The 19,832-nt window shown below is 67.9% G+C and carries 21 protein-coding genes; 13 read left to right on the plus strand and 8 right to left on the minus strand.

Annotated elements, in window-relative coordinates; all coding sequences use genetic code 11:
- Positions 1-9: 9 nt before the first annotated feature.
- The 3 genes from AC5Y4Q_RS01655 to AC5Y4Q_RS01665 are packed head-to-tail and all read left to right on the plus strand — an operon-like array spanning position 10 to position 1,454.
- Positions 10-516, plus strand: a complete 507-nt coding sequence (locus AC5Y4Q_RS01655; protein ID WP_064922545.1) for an Rv2253/PknI dimerization domain-containing protein — start codon at positions 10-12, stop codon at positions 514-516.
- A gap of 17 nt (positions 517-533) precedes the next feature.
- Positions 534-953, plus strand: a complete 420-nt coding sequence (locus AC5Y4Q_RS01660) for a hypothetical protein (RefSeq protein WP_185746578.1) — start codon at positions 534-536, stop codon at positions 951-953.
- A gap of 33 nt (positions 954-986) precedes the next feature.
- On the plus strand, positions 987-1,454 hold the full coding sequence (locus tag AC5Y4Q_RS01665) for a hypothetical protein (RefSeq protein ID WP_064922546.1): 468 nt from the start codon (positions 987-989) through the stop codon (positions 1,452-1,454).
- Positions 1,455-1,479: 25 nt separating this feature from the next.
- Here AC5Y4Q_RS01665 and AC5Y4Q_RS01670 read toward each other — a convergent pair whose 3' ends face one another.
- From AC5Y4Q_RS01670 to AC5Y4Q_RS01690, 5 genes are all read right to left on the minus strand, one after another.
- Positions 1,480-2,109 carry a hypothetical protein gene (locus tag AC5Y4Q_RS01670; RefSeq protein ID WP_064922547.1) on the minus strand — a complete coding sequence of 210 codons (630 nt, stop codon included), beginning with the start codon at positions 2,107-2,109 and terminating at the stop codon, positions 1,480-1,482.
- Positions 2,106-2,900, minus strand: coding sequence for an Rv1363c family protein (locus tag AC5Y4Q_RS01675; RefSeq protein ID WP_064922548.1), 795 nt, complete (start codon positions 2,898-2,900; stop codon positions 2,106-2,108). The genes AC5Y4Q_RS01670 and AC5Y4Q_RS01675 overlap by 4 nt, the downstream gene beginning before the upstream one ends.
- Positions 2,901-2,985: 85 nt before the next feature.
- Entirely contained in the window at positions 2,986-3,411 is a 426-nt protein-coding gene (locus AC5Y4Q_RS01680) for an Rv2576c family protein (protein ID WP_234786590.1), read from the minus strand.
- Between the two features lie 217 nt (positions 3,412-3,628).
- Positions 3,629-5,251: an FAD-dependent oxidoreductase gene (locus AC5Y4Q_RS01685; protein WP_064922550.1), complete on the minus strand. Its 1,623-nt coding sequence runs from the start codon at positions 5,249-5,251 to the stop codon at positions 3,629-3,631.
- Between the two features lie 29 nt (positions 5,252-5,280).
- On the minus strand, positions 5,281-5,982 hold the full coding sequence (locus AC5Y4Q_RS01690) for an IclR family transcriptional regulator (protein ID WP_043336171.1): 702 nt from the start codon (positions 5,980-5,982) through the stop codon (positions 5,281-5,283).
- 137 nt (positions 5,983-6,119) lie between these two features.
- Here AC5Y4Q_RS01690 and AC5Y4Q_RS01695 point away from each other — a divergent pair, with 137 nt between their 5' ends.
- From AC5Y4Q_RS01695 to AC5Y4Q_RS01735, 9 genes are read left to right on the plus strand one after another with little or no spacing between them, the layout of a single operon-like run.
- On the plus strand, positions 6,120-6,983 hold the full coding sequence (locus AC5Y4Q_RS01695; RefSeq protein ID WP_019736504.1) for an alpha/beta fold hydrolase: 864 nt from the start codon (positions 6,120-6,122) through the stop codon (positions 6,981-6,983).
- A gap of 1 nt (position 6,984) precedes the next feature.
- Positions 6,985-8,667: a bifunctional 3-(3-hydroxy-phenyl)propionate/3-hydroxycinnamic acid hydroxylase gene (locus AC5Y4Q_RS01700; RefSeq protein ID WP_019736503.1), complete on the plus strand. Its 1,683-nt coding sequence runs from the start codon at positions 6,985-6,987 to the stop codon at positions 8,665-8,667.
- A complete protein-coding gene (locus tag AC5Y4Q_RS01705; protein WP_234787932.1) occupies positions 8,624-9,553 on the plus strand; it encodes a 3-carboxyethylcatechol 2,3-dioxygenase in 930 nt (309 codons plus the stop codon). The genes AC5Y4Q_RS01700 and AC5Y4Q_RS01705 overlap by 44 nt, the downstream gene beginning before the upstream one ends.
- A complete protein-coding gene (locus AC5Y4Q_RS01710) occupies positions 9,550-11,286 on the plus strand; it encodes an FAD-binding protein (protein ID WP_064922551.1) in 1,737 nt (578 codons plus the stop codon). Before AC5Y4Q_RS01705 ends, AC5Y4Q_RS01710 begins: the two co-directional genes overlap by 4 nt.
- Entirely contained in the window at positions 11,283-12,593 is a 1,311-nt protein-coding gene (locus AC5Y4Q_RS01715) for an LLM class flavin-dependent oxidoreductase (RefSeq protein WP_064922552.1), read from the plus strand. The genes AC5Y4Q_RS01710 and AC5Y4Q_RS01715 overlap by 4 nt, the downstream gene beginning before the upstream one ends.
- A complete protein-coding gene (locus AC5Y4Q_RS01720) occupies positions 12,590-13,420 on the plus strand; it encodes a coniferyl-alcohol dehydrogenase (protein ID WP_064922553.1) in 831 nt (276 codons plus the stop codon). Before AC5Y4Q_RS01715 ends, AC5Y4Q_RS01720 begins: the two co-directional genes overlap by 4 nt.
- Positions 13,408-14,397, plus strand: coding sequence for a cyclase family protein (locus AC5Y4Q_RS01725; protein ID WP_064922618.1), 990 nt, complete (start codon positions 13,408-13,410; stop codon positions 14,395-14,397). Before AC5Y4Q_RS01720 ends, AC5Y4Q_RS01725 begins: the two co-directional genes overlap by 13 nt.
- Positions 14,398-14,417: 20 nt before the next feature.
- Complete coding sequence (locus AC5Y4Q_RS01730; protein WP_019736497.1) at positions 14,418-15,176, plus strand: alpha/beta fold hydrolase; 759 nt, start codon at positions 14,418-14,420, stop codon at positions 15,174-15,176.
- Between the two features lie 11 nt (positions 15,177-15,187).
- The gene (locus AC5Y4Q_RS01735) at positions 15,188-16,012 is read left to right on the plus strand and encodes an alpha/beta fold hydrolase (protein WP_019736496.1); all 825 of its coding nucleotides are present in this window, start codon (positions 15,188-15,190) and stop codon (positions 16,010-16,012) included.
- Positions 16,013-16,194: 182 nt separating this feature from the next.
- Here AC5Y4Q_RS01735 and AC5Y4Q_RS01740 read toward each other — a convergent pair whose 3' ends face one another.
- Genes AC5Y4Q_RS01740 through AC5Y4Q_RS01750 form a run of 3 tightly spaced genes read right to left on the minus strand, consistent with a single transcriptional unit; the run spans position 16,195 to position 18,758 of the window.
- Positions 16,195-16,629, minus strand: a complete 435-nt coding sequence (locus tag AC5Y4Q_RS01740) for a nuclear transport factor 2 family protein (protein ID WP_019736495.1) — start codon at positions 16,627-16,629, stop codon at positions 16,195-16,197.
- Positions 16,626-18,110 (minus strand): aldehyde dehydrogenase family protein, encoded by a 1,485-nt coding sequence (locus AC5Y4Q_RS01745; protein ID WP_064922554.1) that lies wholly within the window; start codon positions 18,108-18,110, stop codon positions 16,626-16,628. Before AC5Y4Q_RS01745 ends, AC5Y4Q_RS01740 begins: the two co-directional genes overlap by 4 nt.
- A 36-nt stretch (positions 18,111-18,146) precedes the next feature.
- Entirely contained in the window at positions 18,147-18,758 is a 612-nt protein-coding gene (locus AC5Y4Q_RS01750; protein ID WP_064922555.1) for a TetR/AcrR family transcriptional regulator, read from the minus strand.
- Between the two features lie 52 nt (positions 18,759-18,810).
- Here AC5Y4Q_RS01750 and AC5Y4Q_RS01755 point away from each other — a divergent pair, with 52 nt between their 5' ends.
- Positions 18,811-19,731: a TIGR03619 family F420-dependent LLM class oxidoreductase gene (locus tag AC5Y4Q_RS01755; protein ID WP_064922556.1), complete on the plus strand. Its 921-nt coding sequence runs from the start codon at positions 18,811-18,813 to the stop codon at positions 19,729-19,731.
- Positions 19,732-19,832: the final 101 nt, after the last annotated feature.

Genomic DNA, 19,832 nt, shown 5'->3' on the forward strand with positions numbered 1-19,832 from the left:
GGAGGACGTATGCGCGCACGTGAATTATTTGTCGCCACAGCGGCTTTCGGACTGGTCGTAGCGGCGACACCCGCACCGCCGGCGCAGGCGGGCCTGGGCTTCGAGCTCAACGGCCCCTACCGGGTCATCTCGAAGGGGGACTGGGCCAAGACCAACGAGGTCTTCATGAACGAGGCCACCGTCTCGTCGGTGTGGATGTTCAGCTCCAGTTGCGAGAATGCGCATGTCTGTACCGGACAGGTGAGCAGCGACCAGGGCTGGACCGCTCCGCTGGAATTCCGCACCTCGCGTTGGATCGTCGACCGGTTCCACGAGAACTGGCAGACCTGCCCGGATGGCACCACGTCGCCTGGCCGGCAGCGCTACCAGTTCCAGGGCAGCGACCTCAACGGCCAGTACGACAAACGCAATATCGACCTGCTGGTCGGCTACGACCGGACGATCGGCGTCTCCGGGGCGTGCGGACGCAACCAGCCCACGGTGATCCTGATGCCGCTGAGCGTGCAGCGGCTCTAGGTGTGAGGGAAGAAACCATGCAGGACACCCGGGTGATGATGGCGTTCGCGGCGGCAGCTGTCGCCGCCGGGGCGGCAGCCGCGGTGACCTCGGCTGCGCCGACGGCTGCCGACCCGTACGTGCCGATGTGCGACGTCCCGGCGTGCACTCCCGGAATCATGCCCAATGTCGTGCTGGGTGCGCCATGCTCCAACACCACATATTTCGTCTTCGGGTCTGCGGTCGCAGGGCCGTCGACCCTGCCGGGCCGGCTGGTGTACTGCGCGTCGCCGCGACGCTACGAACCGCGCTGGTTCCGGTCGCCGGAGATGCACGGCATCAAGGAGGAGGGCAGCAAATGTGACTCCTACGACGGCGAGGTGGCGCAGGCGCCGGATGGGCTTTTCCTGACCTGCGTCGCCGACGGCGAAACGTTGTGGCGTCGCGGTGATCTGTAGCAGGACAACGCTTCTGGTCGAGGGAGTTCACCCATGATACGAACCACTGTCGGTGTGGCGCTCGGCGCGCTGGCCGCGGCAGCCGTTGCCACAGCCGTGGCGCCGGTGGCCGCAGCCGACATGCGCTACGGCAACTATGAGGTCCTGAGCAACCGGTGGACGGATGCCACCTGGGTGTGGGCGGCCTACCCCTGCGAGACGATGGGCAAGTTCGATGACCTGCCGGCCGGTTGCGTGACGGTGAGTGCGATCGACCGGCCGCATTTCTTCGGCCGTGGATACTACGGCGGGACCGCCAGACTGGTCGACGGCCAGTACTCGTTCACCTCGGATTACCCTAACGGCCTGAACTGTCCGTTCGGGCCCTCGATGCCGACGCGCGACACCTACACCTGGGATGCGAACACGCTGACCGGGGTCGTCGAATCACATTTCGACGTGGGCTGTATGAATGGCCCGGGCGGGGTGAACACCTGGACCTTCGCCCTGGTGCGCATGTAGCGCCGCGGTCTGCGCACCCGGTCGGCTACACCGGGTCGAATGAAGAGATCAGCCAGCGGTCGCCGTGCTTCTCCAAGCCGACCTTGACGCTGCTCATCGCGAACGAGCCGTCCGGGTTGGTCTTGCTGATCGTGGTCTGGTTGAGATAGATCAGCACCTCGGCGGAGCTGGGATGCAAAGACACGATGCCCTTGCGAACCACCGCGGCCACCGTCTGTACTTCTTTCTCCTTGACCGCCGGGGTAACGACCTTCTGGGTGAAATCGGTGTAGTGCGAGAGGAAGTCGCCGGTGAGGTGGCTCTCGGCGGCCGCGAAATCCTGCTCCATCGTCTTGGGCGCATACGTCAACACCGCGACCGCGCCGTCGGCGGCGGCAGCCATCACGGCCTGCTCGGCCGCGGGCCCGAGTTGCTGATCGGCCCGAAGCACCCCGAAGTACAGCCAGCCGGCCAGTGCCGCCGACGCCAACAGCAGCCCGCCCAGCGTGGCCGCGACCCAGCGCGCCGTTGAGACCGTCGGGCCGGCGTGGGGTTGCTCGGTCGGTGACTGCTCCGCCGACGGCTCGCCACGCTCCGGGGCGTCGTCCGTCTCGGCAGTCACCGATTCGTCCCGGGCCGCCTCGGGTGTCGGGTCATCCTTGTCGGATTCGCTCATGCTGCGAAGTCCACCTTCGACATCTTGACCTGGTCGCCTTCCCGGGCCAGGTGCACGGTTAGGCGCCAGCTACGCGGTTCCTCTTTGGCTCCGGCGGTATTGGTGACCTTGGTGTTGGCCGCGACCAGCACCACCGCCTCGTTGTCCGACATCGACTCCACCCCCGCGACCGCGGTGTCGACCGTGGTGACGGTTTTCGACTCGCGGGCCACCTTGGTGAAGTCGCCGGCGTGGGCTTCGAAGTCCTTCTTGAACTCGCCGGTCGAGTTGTCCAGGATCGCCTTGACGTTGTCATCGACGGTTTCGTAATTCAGCGTCATCAGCGTCACCACGCCCTGACGTGCGGCCGCGGCGTACTCGGCGGATTGACGTTGGCGCTGGGCGACATCGCGATGATGGGACAGCATCAGCACATCGACGGCGAGAAACGCCCCGATCGTGAGCACGGCCAGCGTCGCGGCCACCCACCGCAGCCGCCTCCAGATGCCCACGACCTTGCCGGGCTGCTCAGCCGGTTCCTCGACGGCACCCGCATCGGCGCCCGAGGCCGGCTCACCGGCTTCGGTGTCCGCGGGTTCGACGTCCGGTGCGGCCTCCGGCTCAACCGCGTCGGTGGATTCGGGCTCGGCCCCCCGCTGAGCCTTGAGCAGCTCCGCGCGGGCGCGGGCCAACTCCGCCGCCGCCTCGGCGGCCTTCGCCTCCGCTTCGGCCAGCGTCAGCGCGTCCTTCGATGCGCGCTTGGCGGCGTGCTTTCCGCGGCCGTCCGGTTTCGCCGGATCACGCGACGGCATACGCCCTCCTGTCCGATGTCCACCCAGCTCCCACGAGTTCAGGCACCCTCGCAAGACCGCTTCGAAACGGTAGCACCAGGGCCCCTCACCAGGTGCGCAGCGAGCAGAGCGCGCCCTTGGTGCCCGCGTCGGTGGCAACGACGACGTCGTCGACGCGCAGTTCGCAGACGAACCCGGGCGAGGCCAGCTCGGGATGCATCCCGGGCAGCGACACCACCACCATCGCCCAGTCCTGCGGGTCGGCCAGCGTCGTCTCGAATATCCACGGCTGGTTCGGTCCGACGGTGACATCGGCACGCGGGCTGTACTGGTACGGATTGTGGCTGTACTCGCCGAAGTTGGGCGGCTGAACCTCGCGGTAGTAGACCAGCGCCTGCGCGGTTTGTGTCGCACTGACCAAGTAACGGACCCGGTGCGGTGCCGGATCGTCGGCGCCCGCCGGCGTCGCTGTCGCCAGCGCAGCCACGAGCGCAACGCCACCCAGCAACGACTGCGTCAACAGGGTTCTCACGGACTCCTCCACTGCTGCGCGCCGGCCGGAGCGGCACTGCCAAAGATCCGAATTCTTTGCCAGGAAGAATAACATTTCCGTCGGTTTGGCGCTGGACGAGCGCAGCGCCGGCGGCGAATCAGCCTTCCGGGCCGCGCCGAGCGTGTAGTCAGTGCGAAAAATCGCGGGAAAAATCGCCGTGCGTGCACGTTGGGCGCAGCCGTGCCGGCGCCGTTGCTCAGATCTCCGGAGCCCTGGTGGCCGCCGCTCGTCCGGCGCGAAACCCGAAGACCATCGCGGGGCCGATGGTGCCGCCCGCCCCGCCGTAAGCACGGCCGGTCGCCCCGGCCATCGCATTGCCCGCGGCGAACAAACCCGCGATCGGCCCCCCGCTGACGTGCAGAACGCGGCCGTCGTGGTCGGTGCGCGGGCCGCCCTTGGTGCCCATCGCCCCCACCGACAGCGGCACGGCGTAGTACGGGGCGGCGTCGAGCGGGCCGAGGGTGCGACCGGCCGGGGTGTCGGCGTGATCGTCGCCCCAGTAGCCGTCGTAGGCGCTGGCGCCCCGCCCGAACTCCGGGTCCGCACCCGCGGCCACATCGCGGTTCCAGGCCGCAACCGTCCGTTGCAGACCGCCGGCATCGATGCCGGTCCTGGCGGCCAGGCTGGGCAGGTCGGGCGATTCGCAGAACCAGTCCGGTGCGCTGCCGCCGGGTTCGACGCCGAGGAATCCGTAGCGCTTGAGGTGCACCGAGTCGAAGACGATCCACGCGGGATCGTTGACGTAGCCGCCGCGCGGCTCCAGGTAGTGGAAGGCGCCGGCCATCGAGTTGTAGTCACAGGCCTCGTTGACGAACCGGCGCCCGGACCGGTTGACGATGATGCTGCGTGGCCGGGTGCGCTCCAATCGCACACTGCGGCTGCGCTGTTCGCCATCGATGGTGTCACCGGGGATCCGGACGATCGGTACCCACCACGCTTCGCCCATGTTGGCCAGGTCGGCGCCGTGCGCCATCGCCATGCGCAGGGCGTCGCCGGTGTTGGTCGGCGGTGACACCGCGCCGTGCATGGGGCCGCGCAGAAACGCCTCCACCAGGGCGGTGTCCCATTCGAACCCGCCATTGGCCAGGATCACGCCCCGCCGGGCACGCACCCGGCGCGAGGTCCCGCCACCGTCGACCCGCACACCGGCGATGCCGTGTTCGCCGGCCAGCAGTTCGACGCCGCGACAGCTCGTCGCCGGCGTCACGCCGGCATCCAGCAGCCCCTTGAGCAGCCCGGCGATGAGCGCGGTGCCGGCCACGCACAGATCGCCGTCGGCGGCGTCCTCGATGTCGGCGTGCAGCCGGGCGCGGGTCTCGGCGTCGAAACCCACGTTGCTGTAGTCGGCCGGGAACGCAGTGATCCGGTCCGCCCAGTCACCCAGCCCGGTCAGGTCATAGGGCAGCGGGCTCAGCGAGCGTCCCCCGGACGGCCGCCCACCGGGCAGCTCCGGCTTGTAGTCGGGGAAGCCCGAGGCCACCTCGAAGCGGACGTCGCTGTGCTTTTCGACGAAGTCGACCATCTCCTGGCCGGTTCGCACGAAAGTCGCGACCAGTTCGTCGTCCATCGCGCCGAACGACTGCGCCCGCAGATAGTCCAGCGCGGCGTCGACGGTCAAGCCGGGAACCCGGTTGTGCGCGGGGATCCAGGCGATACCGCCGGAGACCGCGGTGGTGCCTCCCACGGTCGCAGCCTTCTCATATACGGCGACCGACGCGCCGTTGACCGCCGCGGTGAGCGCCGCGGTGAGCCCGGCGGCGCCGGTGCCCAGCACTACCACGTCGACAGTGTCGTCCCAGACTCGCGCACCGGCCGGCATTGACGTCTTCCTTTCGGGGGCAGGAGATTTCAGCTGAGGATCCCGGACAGCCGGTCGGCCGCCGCCAGTACGGCATCGCGGCCCCGCAGCACGACGTCCTCGCGGTGCGAGATCAAGTTGATGCAGGTGGGCGGTGCAGGCGGGCGGCGGCGGACCGGTACCGCCAGCCCGAAGGTCCCGGGCTCGATCTCGCCGTGGGTGATCACCCAGCCGCGCTCTCGGGTCTGCGGAACGATGTCGCGTTCGTCCGGGCGTCGCGGCATGGCGGCCAGTAGTGCGATCCCAGCCGCGCCGAGGCTGAGCGGATGACGACTGCCCTCGTGGAACGCCAGTTGGTAGCCGACCTGGGTGGGCACGATGACCGCGACGGCCACCTGCTCGTCGCCCTCGGCCACCAGCAGCGAGACCGTGGTCCCGAGTTCGTCGGCGAGCACCCGCAGGGTCGGCAGGGCCAGCTGGCGCAGATTGTTGTCGAACGAGGCGCCCAGGACGGCCAGGGCGGCTGCCGAGCGGAACCGGCCGTCTTCGCCCTTGGCCACCAGCCGGTAGCTGGTCAGCGTGTTCAACAAGCGGTAGGCGATGGTCCGGTGCACACCGATCTGGTCGGCGATCTGCTGGATCGTCAAGCCCTCGGGCGTGGCGGCCACCGCCTGCAGTGCGGCCAGGCCGCGGGCCAGAGTTTGCGACCCGGGCGCGGTGTCGGCGGCAGCGCCGGGCTTCGGCTTGGTCATCCCCACGGCCTCCTTGACATCCACCCATCCGAGAGTGATGCTCTTCAATATAACGTACATCGATGTGCGATAAAAGCACGTTAAATATGCTGAAAAATGAGAATCATATTTCCGCGCTGTAGGGAAAGAGGTGGCCGGTGCCGGAGTTCGAGAGCATCTGGAGCGATCTCCAGGGCGTTGCGTTCGAGCAGGGCTATCTCGATGCGGGCGGTGTCCGCACCCGCTACCTCCGGGCCGGTGATCCGGCCAAGCCGGTGCTGGTGCTGCTGCACGGCTCCGGCGGCCACGCCGAGGCCTACGTCCGCAATCTGGCCGCGCACGCCGAGCACTTCTGGACCTTCTCGATCGACATGCTCGGTCACGGCTACACCGCCAAGCCCGGCCATCCACTGGAGATCCCGCACTACGTCGCGCACCTGACCGCCGTACTGGACACGATCGGCGCCGATCAGGCCAGCATCAGCGGCGAATCGCTCGGCGGCTGGGTGGCCGCGCGTGCCGCGATCGACCACCCGGACCGGGTCGATCGCCTGGTGCTCAACACCGCCGGCGGCTCCCAGGCCGACCCGGAGGTGATGAAGCGGATCATCACCTTGTCGATGGCCGCCGTGGAGGACCCCAGTTGGGACACCGTCCAGGCCCGCATCAAGTGGCTGATGGCCGACAAGTCCAAGGACTACGACGACATCGTGGCAAGCCGGCAGCGGATCTACCGCCTGCCCGGATTCGTCGACGCGATGCGCGACATCATGGCGCTGCAGGATCCGCAGATCCGGGCCCGCAACCTGCTGGGACCCGAGGAATACGGCAAGATCACCGCGCCGACGCTGGTGGTCTGGACCAGTGACGACCCGACGGCCGACGTCGAGGAGGGCAAGCGGATCGCTTCGATGATCCCCGGCGCCCGGTTCGAGCTGATGCCCGGCTGCGGCCACTGGCCCCAGTACGAGGACCCCGCGACCTTCAACCGCCTGCACCTGGATTTCCTGCTGGGGCGCTGAGGTGACTGCGCTCAATGATGTCGACGTCGTCGTGGTCGGGGCCGGTCCGGTCGGCCTGACCCTGGCCAATATCCTCGGGCTGCAAGGGATCCGCACCCTGGTCATCGAGGAACGCGACACACTCATCGACTATCCCCGGGGGGTCGGGCTCGACGACGAGTCATTGCGTACATTCCAGGCGATCGGCCTGATCGATGCCGTCCTGCCGCATACGGTTCCGAATCAGATCCTGCGGTTCTTCGACGGCAGGCGACGGTTGCTGGCCGAGATGGCACCCGCCGACGCCTGTTTCGGCTGGCCCAAGCGCAACGGCTTCGTGCAACCGCTGGTCGACGCCGAACTGCTGCGCGGCCTGGAGCGCTTCGACCATGTTCGGGTGCTGTGGGGGCGTCCGATGACCGGGTGCACTGAGAAACCGGACGGCGTCACAGTGCAGCTGGGCAGTGCTGAGGTGAATGCGCGCTATCTGGTCGGGTGCGACGGGGGACGCAGCGCCACCCGCCGGTTGATGGGCGTGTCCTTCGAGGGCACCACGTCCTCGACCCGTTGGCTGGTCGTCGATGTCGCCAACGATCCGCTCGGGCACCCCAACAGCGAGGTCGGAGCCGACCCGGCGCGCCCGTACGCCTCCATCTCGATCGCACACGGGATCCGGCGCTTCGAGTTCATGATCCACGCCGACGAAACCGACGAGCAGGCCGAAGACCCGGAATTCGTCGCGGCGATGCTGGCCCCCTTCGTGCCGCATCCGCACGACGTCGATGTGATCCGGCACCGGGTCTACACCCACCATTCCCGGATCGCCGGCGCATTTCGCCGCGGCCGGCTGCTGCTGGCCGGCGACGCCGCACATCTGATGCCGGTCTGGCAGGGGCAGGGCTACAACAGTGGGATCCGCGATGCGATGAACCTCGGGTGGAAGCTCGCCGCCGTGGTCGGCGGGCAGGCGCAGCCGAGTTTGCTGGACAGCTATGACAGCGAACGGCGCAAGCATGCCCGAGCCATGATCGACCTGTCCACGATGGTGGGCCGGGTGATCTCCCCGACCAATCGCCGCGTCGCCGCCATGCGCGACCGGGCGATCCGTGCCGCCTCGGCGGTGCCCACGCTCAAGCGCTACGTGCTGGAAATGCGGTTCAAGCCGATGCCGCGCTACGACCACGGCGCGGTTGTCCACGACCAGCCCCGCCGGCCGGACTCGCCGGTGGGAACGCTGTTCATTCAGCCCCGCGTCGACACCCGCACCGGGACCGAGCTGCTCCTCGACGACGTGATCGGCACCGGATTCGCCGTGCTGGCCTGGAACAACAACCCCCGGGTCCTGCTCGGGGAAGCCGCCTTCGGGCGGTGGAAAGCGCTGGGCGCCAGCTTCATCGCCGTTCGGCCATCGACCCAGCTGCACTGGACCCCGCCCGGCAGCGAAGACGACCCCGAGGTCACCATCGTCGGTGACCGCACCGGAGAGCTGAAGTCCTGGTTCGACCGACACAGCGAGTCGGTGCTGTTCCTGCGCCCAGACCGCTGCATCGCCGCGGCGTGCATCGCCCAGCGCGCAGCGGAGGTCAGTGCCCGGCTCTTCGACGTTCTGGGTCTCATCGCGGAAGGGGGTGATCACCGCGATGGCACTGGCCCTGTGCTGCATGTCCCACAGCCCGCTGCTGAATCTGCCGGGACCGCCCCCTGAGTTGATGGACGACGTCGAGGCCGCGATCGCTCAGGCCGCGGCGTTCGTCGCCGGCTTCGACCCCCAGCTGACGGTGGTGTTCGCGCCGGACCACTACAACGGCTTCTTCCTGCGGCTGATGCCGCCGTTCTGCATCGGCACCTCCGCGCGGGGGGTCGGGGACTACGGCACGTATTCCGGCCCGCTGAACGTCGCCGCGGATCTGGCCGCTGACTGCGCCGCGGCGGTGCTGGATCATGGTGTGGATGTGGCCGTGTCGGCCGGTATGGAGGTCGATCACGCCATGGTGCAGCCACTGGAGCGGCTGTTCGGTGATGCCACCGCATGCCCGGTGATCCCGATCTTCATCAACGCCGTCGCCGCCCCGCTGGGGCCGATCCACCGTGCCCGCGCCCTGGGGACCGCGGTCGGTGAATTCCTGGCCAGCCTGGATCTGCGGGTGCTGGTGTTGGGATCCGGTGGGCTGTCGCATGATCCGCCGATCCCCACGCTGGCGACTGCGCCGCCGGCGATCCGAGACCGGCTTGTGCACGGCACTGCGATGAGCGCCGAGCAGCGGCAGGCCCGCCAGGACACGGTCATCGCGGCGGCGCGCGACTTCGCGGCCGGCGTGAACGAGCTGGCCCCGCTGAACCCGGACTTCGACCAACGGTTCCTGTCGATCCTGGACAGCGGCCGGCTCGATGACCTCTGCGGCTGGTCGAACTCGTTCATCACCGAATCGGGCGGGGGCTCGGCGCACGAAATCCGAACCTGGACAGCAGCGTTCGCCGCCTTGGCGGCCCAGGGCGGCTACCGCACGGTCGACCGTTACTACCGCCCGGCCCCGGAGCTGATCGCGGGCTTCGCCATCCGCACCGCAATACCTGCGGGGGTCAGCCGATGACCGATCACATCGTCGACGTGCTGGTGATCGGATCCGGCGGCGGCGGTATGACCGCAGCGCTGGCCGCCGACGCCCGCGGGCTGGACACCCTGGTGGTGGAGAAGTCGGCGTACTTCGGCGGATCAACCGCCTTGTCCGGCGGCGGTATCTGGGTGCCCGGTGCGCCGGCGCAGCGCCGCGAGGGCTACGCCCCGGACCCCGAGGGTGTCGTCACCTACCTGCGCGCCATCACCGACGGCCTGGTCGATGAGGCGCGCTTGCGTCAATACGTCGATGCCGCACCGCGGATGATGGAGTTCCTGGAGCAGACCAGTAACTGGTTCGAATTCGTCTGGAAACCCGGCTACGCCGACTACTACCCGGAACTTCCGGGCGGGTCGGAGCTGGGTAGCACCATCAACGTCCCGGCCATCGACCTGCGCAAACTCGGCGACGAGGAGCAGCACCTGCTGGCCCCGCTGGCGTTGGCGCCCAAAGGAATCTGGCTGGGGCCCAAGGACCTCCGGCTCTTCTACCAGGTGCGCCAGTCGTGGCGCGGCAAAGGCGTGCTGGTCAAACTGTTGTGGCGGATGTTCCGCGCCAGGGTGTTCGGGGACCGGATGGCCGCCATCGGACAATCACTGGCGGCGCGGCTGCGGCTGGCCATGCTCGAACGCGACATCCCACTGTGGCTCGACACCCCGATGACCGAACTCGTCACCGACGGCTCGGGTGCGGTCACCGGGGCCGTGGTGCAACGCCACAGGGCATCACAGCGCATCACCGCCCGTCACGGTGTCATCCTGGCCAGCGGCGGGTTCGACCATGACATGGCCTGGCGCAAGCAGTATCAACCGGTGCTGGAACATGATTGGAGCTTCGGCAACCCGCTGGCTACCGGTGACGGCATCCGCGCCGGCGAGCGTGTCGGAGCCGCCACCGAGCTGCTCGACGAGGCGTGGTGGTTCCCCGCGCTGTGCTGGCCCGACGGCCGCCTGCAGTTCATGCTCAACGAACGCATGATGCCGTCGCAGTTCATCGTCAACGGCAACGGGGAGCGGTTCGTCAACGAGGCGGCGCCCTACATGGACTTCGCGCACGCCATGATCGCCGGCCAGCAATCCGGCACCACCCACATCCCCTGCTGGCTGATCACCGACCAACGATCCTTCCATCGCTACGTCGTCGCCGGGCACCTGCCGATCCCGAAGGTACCCGGCGCGCCGGTGCCGACCGGGCGCCGGGTGCCGCAGTCCTGGCTGGACTCCGGTGTGGTCAAGGCGGCGAACACCTTCGAGGAGCTGGCCACTGCGATCGGGGTGCCACCCGAGCGGCTGCGGCGCACCGCGGAACGGTTCAACGAGTTCGCGGAAGCCGGCCACGACGACGACTTCAACCGCGGCGACAGCGTCTATGACAACTACTACGGCGATCCCACCCTGCCCAACCCCAACCTGTATCCGCTGGGCAAGCCGCCCTACTACGCGTTCCAGATCATCCTCGGCGACCTCGGTACCTCCGGTGGCCTGCGCACCGATGAGCACGCCCGGGTGCTGCGTGCCGACGACTCGGTGATCGAGGGCCTCTACGCGGTGGGCAACACCGCGTCGCCGGTGATGGGCCGCAGCTACGCCGGAGCCGGAGCCACTATCGGCCCGGCGATGACCTTCGGTTATGTGGCAGCCCAACATATTTCAGACAGTCGTCGAACGCTCGGCGCGCAGACTCCCAACCAATCAGGAGGTAACCCGTGAAGATCTCACTGTTCTACGAATTCGCGCTGCCGCGTCCGTGGTCCGATGACGATGAGCATGTGCTGTTCCAGGACGGCCTCGACGAGGTGGAGGCGGCCGACAAGGCCGGGTTCTCGACGGTGTGGCTGACCGAGCATCATTTCCTCGAGGAGTACTGCCACTCCACTGCGCCGGAGATCTTCCTGGCCGCCGCCAGTCAGCGGACCAAGGACATCCGACTCGGTTTCGGCATCATGCACCTGCCGCCGGTGGTGAACCACCCGGCGCGGGTGGCCGAGCGCGTCGCCACCCTGGATCTGCTCTCCAACGGGCGCGTCGAGTTCGGCACCGGTGAGTCGTCCTCGGTCGGCGAGCTCGGCGGCTTCGGCATCGACCCCGCCGACAAACGCGCCCAATGGGAGGAAGCCCTCGAGGTGTCGATCCGCTGCATGACGGAGGAGCCGTTCACCGGATTTCGCGGCGAACACGTGCAGATGCCGGCCCGCAATGTCGTCCCCAAACCGCTGCAGCGGCCGCACCCGCCGGTCTGGGTGGCGTGCACCCGGCCGGCATCGATCCAGATGGCCGCCGAGAAGTGCATCGGCGCCCTGAGTTTCGCCTACACCGGGCCCGGCCCGCTGGCCGAGCGGGTCAATGGCTACTACAAAGAACTCGAAGAGAACGGTGTCCCGGTCACCCCGCAGGTGAACCCCAACATCCTGGCGATCGGCGGTGACCTGTCGATGATGGTGGCTCCCACCGAAGCACAGGCCCTCGACCGGCTCGGGAAGGGCGGCGGCTTCTTCTCGTTCGGGATCATGCACTACTACATGACCGGTCAGCACACGCCCGGCCGGACCGGGGTGTGGGAACGCTACCTAGACGAAGTCGAGAAGGACCCGACGCTGGCTTACGGCCCCGGCCGCGGCGCGATCGGTACTCCGGAGATGGTGCGGGAATTCCTGCGCGGCTACGAGGAAAGTGGCGTCGACGAGATTATCCTGCTGCTGAATCCGCGCAGCCACGAAGCGACCATGGAGGCCATCGAACTGATGGGTAGGCAGGTCTTGCCGGAGTTCATCGAACGCGACGAGAAGGCGGTGGCCGACAAGGCCAAGAGGCTTGCGCCCGTGCTGGAGAAGCTGGAGGCCCGGCGGCCGAAATCCACCGCACCCGAGTTCGATGAGGGTTACTCGTTCGGTGGTCTGCCGACCGGCCGCGACAAGTTCACCGCCACCGAGATCCCCGAGGCCATGGCCGAAATCAATGAGGGTCGGGTCCAGGCCGCGCAGCGCGCGAAGGAAGAGCGGAACCGCGGTCAGCAATGACCGCATCCCCCGGGCTGTGGCGCTACGACGGTCGACGGGCCGTGGTCACCGGCTGCGCGTCGGGAATCGGTGCCGAGCTGGTGCGACAGCTCGGTGAGCTCGGGGCGACCGTTACCGGCCTGGACCAGACCGAGCCCGCGGTGCACGTCGACGAGTTCCACCCGCTGGATCTGGCTGATCCGTCATCGATCGACCGGGCAGTCGAGGCTATTCGGGCGCCCGTCGATGCGCTGTTCAACGTCGCCGGCGTGTCGTCGGGCATTGGGGATCCGCAACGCGTGGTGGCCATCAACTTTCTCGGCATGCGCCACCTCACCGAGGCACTGTTGCCGGCGATGCCGGCAGGATCGGGCATCGCCAACGTCTCGTCGCTGGCGGCCGCAGCCTACCGGGAGAATGCCCAGACTACGGCCGGCCTGTTGAACTCCGCAGGCGTGGCCGGCGGATTGCAGTGGTGCCGGGCGCATCCCGACGCGCTCGCCGACGGCGGCTACCGGCTCTCGAAGGAGGCGGTGATCCTCTACGTCATGCTCACCGCCGATCGGCTGGCGAGTCGCGGTATCCGGATCAACTGCACCGCACCGGGAGTCACCGAAACACCGATCCTCGACCAATTGCGCAGCAGCTACGGTCAGGGCTATCTCGATGAGATTCCCAAACCGCTGGGGCGGGTGGCCAGCCCGGGCGAACAGGCCGCACCGCTGGTGTTTCTCAACAGCTCGGCAGCCGGCTACGTCACCGGTCAGGTGCTCTGGGTCGACGGCGGTAACCTCGCCGGCCGAACGGCCGCCATGTTTGCGAACGGAGGGTGTCCGTGGCCGGCCTGACCGAGTTCCGCCGCGTCGGCGAGGCGGTGCGCAACTGGGGGCGCTGGGGCGACGACGACGAGCTGGGCACGCTGAACCTGATCACGCCGGAGAAGGTCGCCGAGGCCGCCGCGCTGGTGCGGCACGGCAAAGTCTTCCCGCTTGGGGTGGACTTCGGCTCGTCGGGCCCGCAGGGCGCCTTCCAGTTCCGGCACAATCCGATTCACGTGATGACCGTCGATGGCGGCGATGTGAGCACGCTGGCGCGCTACGGCCCGGACTGGCACCGCAACGTGGTGGCGCAGCAGTTGAGCGAATTCTTCACTGACAACCCGTTCCGCTTCAACGACGACATGATCGTCATGCCGCTGCAGGCGGCGACCCAGTGGGACGCGCTGTCGCACGTCTACTACGACGAAAAGCTCTACAACGGCTTCCCGGCGAATTCGGTGACCAGCCTGGGCGCCTATCACTGCGGTATCGACAAAGTCGACGGCAAGGGCATCACCTCTCGCGGGGTGCTGCTGGACGTGGTCGCCCACCGCGGTGTGGACACCTTCCTGCCGCTGGGCACCCCGATCACCCCCGACGAGCTCGACGAGGTGGCACGCGCCCAGCAGGTCACGGTCGGCCCCGGCGACATCGTGTTGGTCCGAACCGGGTGGTGGACACGGTTTACCCAAACCGGTGACGGCGCTGAACCGGGCGCCGGGCTGGATTGGCGGTGTGCGGTGTGGCTGCACTCCCATGACGTCGCCGCGGTGGCCGCCGACAACCTCATGGTCGAGAACCCGGTGTCCGGCGTCGAGGGCACCTTCCTGCCGCTGCACATGCTGTGCCTGCGGGACATGGGAATGATGCTGGGGGAGTACTGGGATCTGGGCGCACTGGCCGCCGATTGCGCCGCCGACGGGGTCTACGAATTCCAATTGGTGGCGCCACCGTTGCGGGTGACCGGTGGGGTGGGGTCGCCGGTGAACCCGATCGCGATCAAGTAGCCACGGGCGAGGAGCTCATCATGCGATTCGTATTTGTCCACGGTGGGTTTCACGCCGGTTGGTGCTGGAGCCGGACCGTCGCCGAGCTGGAGAGGATCGGCCATACCGGCATCGCGATCGACCTCCCCGGTCATGGCGCCCGGCTCGACGAGGAATCGACCCTGGCCAACCGGAGGGAGGCGGTGGCGGCGGTGCTGCAGCACGGCGACGTCCTGGTGGGCCACTCCGGCGGTGGTTTCGATGCGACGCTGGGCGCCGACAGCGCACCGGAGCTGGCGAGCCACATCGTCTACCTGGCGGCGGCCCTGCCCCGGGAGGGGCACAGCTACACCGATGCGATGACGATGGGCAGCGAGGGAGCCGAGTTCTTCGACACCGCCGCCGCTGACATGCTGTCGCATCTGCACTTCGCCGACGACGGCGCGATGACCTTCGCGAACATCGACGGTGCCCGGCAGTACTTCTACCACGACTGCGATGACGACACCGTGCGGTGGGCCTTCGAACGGCTGGGGCCGGAACGGTTCGGCGACACCACGGTGGCGCCGGTGTCGGTGCGCAACTTCTGGGCGGCCGACATCGGCCGCAGCTTCATCCGCTGCGAACAGGACCGCGCCTATCCGCGCTGGCTGGCCGACCTGGTCTGCCGGCGGCTCGGTGTGGAACCGCTGACCATCGACGCGTCACACTCGCCGTTTCTGAGCCGACCCGCCGAACTGGCCGAGCTGCTGGTGCACGCCACCACCACCCGCCCGATCGGCCCGCTGATCCCGAACTAAAGGAGCCGACGTTGCTGGTCGCGCGCAAGACCGTCCTGGTGGACGGGCTGAGCACCTCCTACCTCGAAGCCGGCGATCCGGCTCGGCCTGCCGTGGTCCTGCTGCACGGCGGAGAGTTCGGCGCCGGCGCCGAAATCGGTTGGGAACGCAATATCACCGCACTGGCGCAGCGCTATCGGGTGCTCGCGCCGGACCTGCTCGGATTCGGGGAGTCGGCCAAGGTCATCGACTTCAACGACGGCCGAGGTATGCGGATCCGCCACGTCGCGCGGTTCTGCGCCACCCTCGGCGTCGAATCGGCGGACTTCGTGGGCAATTCCATGGGTGCGATCATGCTGCTGGTCGACACCACTTCGGCGGCGCCGCTGTTGCCGGTGCGCCGACTGGTCGCCATCTGCGGCGGCGGCGAGATCCAGCAGAACCAGCACATGGCCGCGCTCTACGACTATGACGCCACGCCGGCCGCGATGCGCCGCATCGTCGAGGCGCTGTTCCACGACCCGGCCTATCCCGCCGACGAGGACTATGTGCAGCGCCGGTATGCCTGCAGCACCGCGCCCGGCGCCTGGGAGGCGGTTGCCGCAGCGAGGTTTCGCCGGCCTGGCGCCGAGCCGCCCCCGCCCGCGTCGAGCGACCGGCGCTACGACCGGATTTCGGTGCCGGCGCTGGTGATCGAGGGCGGCTGCGACAAGCTGCTACCGCGGGGCTGGGCGAAACAGATCGCCGACCGGATTCCGGGTGGCCGGGCGGTCGTCGTCGACGACGCCGGGCACTGCCCGCAGATCGAGCAGGCCGAGCAGGTCAACGGATTGCTGCTGGACTTCCTAGCCGGTTGACCGGCCCCCGTCGGTGCGTGCCGGACCGTAGATTTGCTCGATCCGATTGTCGCAGGCAATGCGATCGAAACATTGCACTTAGTTGGTGTTCGGTGGTGTTCGGTGAGTTCGCCGGTGGGGCCGGGGTAGGGCTCGACCGCAGGTGGGGGTCGCTTGGGTGGTCGGGTATTCAGCGCCGTTGGTCAACCGACGGCTTGGCGGCCCGGCGGATTGGTGAACCAGACGTTCTCCTCGCGCAGGTTGCGGCTACGCCAGCCCTCGGCCGTGCGCACCAGCTCGTGGTGGTAATAGCCGCCGCAGCAGCTCAAGTCGGCCATGCTCGGCAGCTGCATCGGGTTGTAGAACATGGCCCGCACGGTCGCCGAATCACCGGCGTGTTCCAGGATCTCGATGTTGGTGATGTAGTGCATCGACATCGGGATCGCGGTAAAGCCGACGGCCAACCAATCGGTCACTTCGTCGCGGGTGCCGCAGATGGCGCCGGCCGAGGTGTAGTCGATCAGGGCATCGTCGGTGAACACCGACCGGTACAGCGCCCAGTCCTTGGTGTCGACGGCGCGGGCGTAGCGATACAGCAGCGCGGAGATCTCCAGCTGATCCTCGATCGGCACCGTCATGCCGGCATCCCGATGGTCTTGATGTGCAGGTATTCGGTGAAACCGACTGTGCCGTTGCGGTATCCCAGGCCGCTCTGCTTGGTGCCGCCGAACGGGCTGTCGATACCGAAGTGGCTCTTGCCGTTGATGCTGACGTTGCCGGTGCGCATCCGGGTCGCCACCGCCATCGCCCGGTCCACGTCGGCGCTGCTGACCTCACCGGAGAGCCCGTAGATCGAGTTGTTGGCGATCGCGACCGCGTCGTCGTCGGTGTCATACGGCGTGACGGTCAGTACCGGGCCGAAGATCTCCTCCTGCGCGATCTTGCTGTCCGGATCGACGTCGGCCAGCAGGGTCGGCTGCACGTAGTAACCGGTGGGCAGCTGTTCCGGGATGCCGCCGCCGGTGACCAGCCGTGCGCCCGAATCCAGGCCGGAGGCGATCAGCCCCAGCACCTTGCGCCGCTGCGTCTGGCTGATCTGTGGGCCCTGCATATTGCCGGGCGTCCACGGGTCGCCCATCGGGAAGTTCTCCATCGACGCCTTCAGCACCGCCAGGCCCTCCTCATAGCGACTGCGGGGCAACAGGATTCGCGACGGCAGGACACAGCTCTGGCCCGACATCACACAGGCCATCATCGCGGCCATCGGCAGCGCCGAATTGAAGTCGGCGTCGTCGAGCACGATGTGTGCGGATTTACCGCCGAGTTCCAACAGCGTCTTCTTCACCGTCGGTGCGCTCGCGGCCAGGATGGCCCGGCCGGTCGCGGTGGAACCGGTGAAGGTGATCATGTCGACGCGGGGATCCGCCGACAACGCCGCACCGACTTCGTTGGCGTTCGAGGTGACGACGTTGAACACCCCGGCGGGAATATCGGTACGTTCGGCCACGATCCGGCCCAATTCGCTGCCCGACCACGGGGTGAGCTGGGCCGGCTTGAGCACGACGGTGTTACCGGCCATCAACGCCGGCACGGTCTCGGCGATGTTGAGATACAGCGGCACATTCCACGGGGTGATCGCGCCGACCACGCCGAGCGGCTCGTAGTGCAGCTTGCGGCGCGCCGGGCCCAGCGGGGTGTCGTGCAGCCCGGTGTCCACCAGGTAGTCGAAGGCGCGGGCGTGATCGGCCCAGTGTTTCACCTCGGCGATCGGACTCTCGATCTGGCTGCCGGTGACGGTGATCGGGCAACCCACCTCGGTGATCAGGATGCGGCGCAGCCGCTCCTTCTCGTCCTCGAGTGCGGCGTGCAGCTGCATCAGGCAGTGGTGGCGGAACTCCACATCGCGGGACCAGTCGCTGGTGTCGAACGCGCGGCGGGCCGCGCCGACTGCGCGCGCCATGTCGTCGACCGTGCCGTCGGCGGCGGTTCCGACCACCTCTTCGCTGGCCGGATGCACGACGTCGAACGTCGCTCCGCTGCTGGTTCCGGCGAGCTCGCCGTCGACCAGCATGCGGGACTCGCCGGCCAGCACCCCCGAATCTCCTTGCACCGCAGTCATAGCAGATCCTTCCGTATGCCGGGTAACGCTACTCTATTAACGTAGAGAGAAGGAAGAGCCGATTCCGGCGACAATGCCCGAGATGAGCGCGTCCAGTTCCTCGGCGCTGCCGATCCTGCGATCCCCGCTGGCGAACGCCTGCAGCACGCCACTGATGAACATCATCACGACATAGGCCTGCCGGTCGGCCAGTGCGTCGTCCGGCTCGCCGGGCTGCAATCGCAGCACCACGTCGCGGATCAGAGCGTGGAACTGGTCGCCATAGCTGCGGAATGCCTCGTCGAGCAAGGGATCACGCACGGCCTGCAGCGCGAGTTCATAGCGGGCCTTGGTGCGGATCAGCCGCGCACCGGTTGTCGAGCGCATCACCAGGGTGGCCAACCCGGACGGTTCGCCGGTGTCGGCGGACGGCTGGGACCGGGTCGCCGCGGTCAGGTCTTTGAGGTCCAGCTCGGAAACCCTGACCGCGACCGCCTGCAGCAGTGCTGACCGGGTGCGGAAGTAGAACGAGGTGGTCCCGTCCGGAACACCGGCCTTGCGGTCGACCTTGAGATGGCTGACCCCTTTCACGCCGTCATCGGCAAGCAGCCGGATGGCGGCGTCGCAGAGTTCCCGCCGGCGCTGATCTGGATTGGGCTTTCGTCGCATGGTTCGACCGAGTCTAGTCTGCAGCCTTCTCTACTGTTGTAGAGTCGCGCGAATGAAGCTGGTGTTCGGCCTGCCCCACATGCTGCGGTTGAAAGCGATGATGCAGCCCTGGGAGGCCGGGGTCACCGGAGCCGAGCAGACCCGGATGGCCAAGCGCGCCGATGAGTTGGGCTACGACATGATCGCGGTCCCCGAGCACATCGTCATCCCGGCCGAGCACGTCGAGCTCTCCGGGCCGCACTACTTCCAGTCGACGATCGCCCAGGCCTACCTGGCCGGTGCCACCGAGCGGATCATGCTCAACTCCTGCGTCACGGTGCTGCCGCTGCACCAGCCGATCGTGCTCGCCAAAGCACTCGCCACCGCCGACTGGCTCAGCGGCGGCCGGATGATGGTGACGTTCGGGGTGGGATGGCTCCAACGCGAATTCGAGGTACTCGGCGTGCCATTCGGTGAGCGCGGACGGATCGCCGATGAGTTTCTGGCGGCGATCATCGAGCTGTGGACCTGCGAGTCGCCGCGGTTCGAGGGTCGCTACGTCTCCTTCAGCGACGTGGCGTTCGAGCCGAAACCGGTGCAGCGGCCCCATCTTCCGATTTGGATCGGCGGCGACGCCGATGCGGCGTTGCGCCGGGCCGCCAAGTTCGCCTCGGGGTGGTGGAGTTTCCTGACGCCGCCGGAGCAGATCGCCGAGCGGGTGGACTTCATCAAATCCCAGCCGGAGTACGACGGGCGCGCCTTCGACGTGGTGCACGGAATGGCGACCACGCGCGTCGGCGAAGGCCACGTCCGCCGCCACGACCCGCACGCCCGCTCTGGCATGAGCGGCCAGGAGATCATCGACCGGCTGAGTTGGCTGGGCGAGCAGGGGGTCACGGTGAGTTCGGTACCGCTGCCGGCGGTGCGCGGCGTCGACGAATACCTCGACTATGCCCAGTGGGTGATCGAGGAGATCAAACCGAAGGTCCGGTGATGGCGCCGGCGCTCAAACCGTAGGCGGGTCCCGAATTAATTCAGTCGCTTGACTGAGCGGGCTGAAGCGGGTTGAGTCGAACCGCTGTGATGTTCCGGGCG

The sequence above is a fragment of the Mycobacterium sp. NGS16 genome (assembly GCF_059813225.1).

Coding starts and splice junctions, on each gene's coding strand:
- AC5Y4Q_RS01675 (WP_064922548.1), bottom strand. CDS start 2,900: ATGCCGTCGCGTGATCCGGCGAAACCGGACGGCCGCGGAAAGCACGCC.
- AC5Y4Q_RS01740 (WP_019736495.1), bottom strand. CDS start 16,629: ATGACGGTGCCGATCGAGGATCAGCTGGAGATCTCCGCGCTGCTGTAT.
- AC5Y4Q_RS01710 (WP_064922551.1), top strand. CDS start 9,550: ATGACCGATCACATCGTCGACGTGCTGGTGATCGGATCCGGCGGCGGC.
- AC5Y4Q_RS01655 (WP_064922545.1), top strand. CDS start 10: ATGCGCGCACGTGAATTATTTGTCGCCACAGCGGCTTTCGGACTGGTC.
- AC5Y4Q_RS01745 (WP_064922554.1), bottom strand. CDS start 18,110: ATGACTGCGGTGCAAGGAGATTCGGGGGTGCTGGCCGGCGAGTCCCGC.
- AC5Y4Q_RS01660 (WP_185746578.1), top strand. CDS start 534: ATGCAGGACACCCGGGTGATGATGGCGTTCGCGGCGGCAGCTGTCGCC.
- AC5Y4Q_RS01665 (WP_064922546.1), top strand. CDS start 987: ATGATACGAACCACTGTCGGTGTGGCGCTCGGCGCGCTGGCCGCGGCA.
- AC5Y4Q_RS01685 (WP_064922550.1), bottom strand. CDS start 5,251: ATGCCGGCCGGTGCGCGAGTCTGGGACGACACTGTCGACGTGGTAGTG.
- AC5Y4Q_RS01755 (WP_064922556.1), top strand. CDS start 18,811: ATGAAGCTGGTGTTCGGCCTGCCCCACATGCTGCGGTTGAAAGCGATG.
- AC5Y4Q_RS01690 (WP_043336171.1), bottom strand. CDS start 5,982: ATGACCAAGCCGAAGCCCGGCGCTGCCGCCGACACCGCGCCCGGGTCG.
- AC5Y4Q_RS01670 (WP_064922547.1), bottom strand. CDS start 2,109: ATGAGCGAATCCGACAAGGATGACCCGACACCCGAGGCGGCCCGGGAC.
- AC5Y4Q_RS01730 (WP_019736497.1), top strand. CDS start 14,418: ATGCGATTCGTATTTGTCCACGGTGGGTTTCACGCCGGTTGGTGCTGG.
- AC5Y4Q_RS01705 (WP_234787932.1), top strand. CDS start 8,624: ATGTCCCACAGCCCGCTGCTGAATCTGCCGGGACCGCCCCCTGAGTTG.
- AC5Y4Q_RS01720 (WP_064922553.1), top strand. CDS start 12,590: ATGACCGCATCCCCCGGGCTGTGGCGCTACGACGGTCGACGGGCCGTG.
- AC5Y4Q_RS01750 (WP_064922555.1), bottom strand. CDS start 18,758: ATGCGACGAAAGCCCAATCCAGATCAGCGCCGGCGGGAACTCTGCGAC.